The following is a 3047-nucleotide window of genomic DNA, read 5'->3' as shown; positions in this document are numbered from 1 at the left end:
TTCCGGCGGTCAACTTCCGGACCGGTAGTCTGGAGCGGTGACTACCCCGGACTTCACCGCCCCCGTCGAGCTGCGCAGCATCGTCAGCTCCGGCGACCGTCTCCGCCGCGCCGCCCCACTCATGGCGGTCACCTTCGTGGTGGCGTTCATCGCCACTGCTGCGGTGGTGACGTTCCTCCTCGACACACTGTGGTTGGGCTGCGTCCTCGGGGCGGTGCTCGGGGTGATCCTGTGCCGGGTGTTCTTCGGCAACCTGCAGACCGCCTCGGACCGGTCAAACCAGCGGGTGACGCTCAGCGCGGACGGCATCCGCGCCACCGACGGCACCCTGACCACTCTGATGCGCTGGGGTGACGTGCGAATGATCACCACCCCGAGGGGCGCGAACCGGGTGGGCATCGTGGGGGACGCCATGCTCACCCTCAATGCGAAGGGTGACCCGAAACTGGTGGAGCGGTACTCGGAGATGACGGAGACGCCGGAGTCGTTCCGCAGTGGTAGGCCGGTGCACGACCATGACGGTGCCCTGTTCCCCGGCGACTTCGAGAAGGACTGGCGGCAGGGCGAGATCGGTTCCTGGCTGCGTCACTACCGCCCCGATCTCGACGTGTGACCGGTTGCACTTCGGCGGGGCGGTTGTAACACTGGTGCGCATGACTTCGTCCTCCATGCCGGCCCCGCTCCCTCCGTCACTGCGCGGCATCGTGTCGGACTACATCGACGCGACGACAACCGCCGCCGCAACGACGACGGACGCCGCCCTGGTGCTCGACGATGACGCGCACCTCATCACCGCGCACCTCTCCGGCGACTGGGACGACGATGACCTGGCGCACCGGCAGAAGGCCCACCAGACCATCGTCACGCTGCTGGACACGGCCTCCCCGGAGGATCTCTGCGCCGTGGGCACGGAGCTCGCCGGTGCGGCGGAGCTCCTGATGTCCCGGTAGTTCCCCGTGCCGCATGTGCAGCAGGCAGTGCATCCCCCGGTCACTGTCGCTGACAGAGTCACTCAGTCACACAGTCACACAGTCACTGTCGCTACCAGTACCGAGATGCGGAAGACAGGTACCTGACTTCCGCATCTCGGTACTGGTAGCCGCACTAGGGAGGGCTCGGTACCGGTAGCTGCAGAGAGGCGCTGGGGTACAGCCGCTGGACTCCTTACCGCGGTCAGGCGTCCTGATGGTAAATCTGAAGGAGGTTCCCGCACGTGTCGTCGAAGACGGCAGCAGTCGTCTCCCCCATCGAGACCGGCGGCTGGGTGAAGCGCACCCCGAGAGCGCTCAGCCGGTCATGCTCCGCTGCCACGTCATCGACCTCGAAGGAGTTGGCAGGGATCCCGTCAGCGAACAGCGCCTCACGGAACGGGCCGACGGCGGGGTGCCCGGACGGCTCGAGGAGCAGCTCCACGCCGTCCCGGTCCTCCGGGGACACGACGGTGAGCCACCGTGCCTCGCCCAGGGGGATGTCGTTCTTCACCTCGAAGCCGACCAGCCTTGAAGACATCTGTCACGTCGTCACAATAGGCAAGCAATTTCTTGCACGTCAAGGTTCAGGGACGCCGATGGGTTCCGCCAGTCCGGTGCTCTTGCTACGATGGTCCACATTCAGTGACTCCCGGAGCGATCCGCCCGTCACTGGACATAAAACAACCCCGGTAGTGCTGTTACACCACCAGGGTTGCCCGAACACAACGTGCTCGGCCTCCGAGGTTCAGGCGTCTACCTGAACCACCCGAGGATGTCGGTCACGAGTCTGACAGCCCCGCTCGCCACGGTTATCCACTTCAGGATTGTGGCAGCGGGGTCTTTCTTGTCGTGACCGGGTTGATCGTCCGGAGCATTATGAAATCAGTCGACTACTGCGTAGACAACAAGTCATGGTCCCGAAGCGCCATCAGTGCATGATCAACGTGCTCCGGTGTGAACATACGCGCTTTCCGAGGCGACCAGTCCGCAACCTTTTCCGCGATGTCTTCATCGCCGACTCCTTCAGGTGCACGTACTGCAACCCAGTGGACCGTCGCCAACAGCTCCATGTCGTACGCCGACTCGAATCCAGAAGCCAGATCAAGGACATCACTGATCCTCTTCTCTGTCTCGGGGTGATCCGCCAAGACTCGGTCTGCCTCTGACACCGCCTTCGCGACCGGCACCAGCGGCTCTGCCTCACGGACCTTCGAGCTTCCGTCCCCGAAACCGGTGAGGAAATGTCCTTCAACATGCGAAAGCACAAGGCGTAAGTTGTCCGCGTACGGACCGTACCTGTGTGCCACGAATTTAAGGTTCAGAGGCTCGCCGACATTCTGGAGAAAGTACATAAGCTTCTGTGTCTCGATGAGCGACGGCTCGGTGAAGCTCTGCTTGATGTACCGATCGATAATGCCGACCAGCGCAGCACGACCCGTTGTCATGGTCGGACGCTCTGTGGCTACGGGCATATCAACAGCGGCCGGGGCACCTACCGGCGCGAACAGAAGGACCTCGACGTCCGGGGCGCTCTCGAATGCCGCGCGGATCCTCGGCTCAACCTCCGACCAGTCAAGACCCCCATTTCCGCACCCCAGCGGAGGGACTGCGATCGACGTGATCCCTTCCTCTCGGACAACTCGGACGAGATCCTCGAGTCCACTCTCAATATCCGTAAGCCTGGACGGCGACCTCCAGTGGCCCTTCGTGGGGAAGTTGATGATGAACTTCGGTCCGTCCAGAGTCTGGGTAGGCCATACGTGCATCTCACCCAGCTTGACCTCACCCCTCTTGGAGGCTGCAGCGTAGTCCTTGAACATTGCCGGGAACGCGCGCTTGAACTGCAGCGCGATCCCTTTCCCCATGACCCCCTGCGTGTTGACTGTATTCACCAGTGCTTCCACTGATGACGTCAAGAGGTTTCCGTGACCCTCGATGATCATCGTTCCCACTCTCCTAGAAGTACCACTCGGGTTGCAACTTAACCGGCACCAAGACCTGAGCTTGCGACAGCATTTCATTGACCTCGTCTACCACCTGCGGGTTCTGCCCTACGATCCCGGTCACCGCCTGCCA

The 3047-nt window shown here is 62.7% G+C and carries 5 protein-coding genes; 2 read left to right on the top strand and 3 right to left on the bottom strand.

From position 1 onward, the window contains the following. Positions 1–37: 37 nt before the first annotated feature. Both QZV72_RS08160 and QZV72_RS08155 read left to right on the top strand, forming a co-directional pair. Positions 38–613: a hypothetical protein gene (locus QZV72_RS08160; protein ID WP_297007142.1), complete on the top strand. Its 576-nt coding sequence runs from the start codon at positions 38–40 to the stop codon at positions 611–613. 40 nt (positions 614–653) lie between these two features. Then, on the top strand, positions 654–950 hold the full coding sequence (locus tag QZV72_RS08155) for a hypothetical protein (protein ID WP_297007139.1): 297 nt from the start codon (positions 654–656) through the stop codon (positions 948–950). Between the two features lie 223 nt (positions 951–1173). Here QZV72_RS08155 and QZV72_RS08150 read toward each other — a convergent pair whose 3' ends face one another. From QZV72_RS08150 to QZV72_RS14920, 3 genes are all read right to left on the bottom strand, one after another. Next, positions 1174–1509, bottom strand: coding sequence for a VOC family protein (locus QZV72_RS08150; RefSeq protein ID WP_297007135.1), 336 nt, complete (start codon positions 1507–1509; stop codon positions 1174–1176). A gap of 352 nt (positions 1510–1861) precedes the next feature. Further along, positions 1862–2914 (bottom strand): macro domain-containing protein, encoded by a 1053-nt coding sequence (locus QZV72_RS08145; protein ID WP_297007133.1) that lies wholly within the window; start codon positions 2912–2914, stop codon positions 1862–1864. A gap of 13 nt (positions 2915–2927) precedes the next feature. Next, positions 2928–3038, bottom strand: a complete 111-nt coding sequence (locus QZV72_RS14920) for a hypothetical protein (protein ID WP_367119095.1) — start codon at positions 3036–3038, stop codon at positions 2928–2930. Positions 3039–3047 lie beyond the last annotated feature (9 nt).

The sequence above is a fragment of the uncultured Corynebacterium sp. genome (assembly GCF_902782855.1).
Lineage (GTDB): Bacteria > Actinomycetota > Actinomycetes > Mycobacteriales > Mycobacteriaceae > Corynebacterium.
The sequence above is the reverse complement of the archived record's forward strand: the minus strand, read 5'-3'. Positions and strand labels throughout refer to the sequence as shown.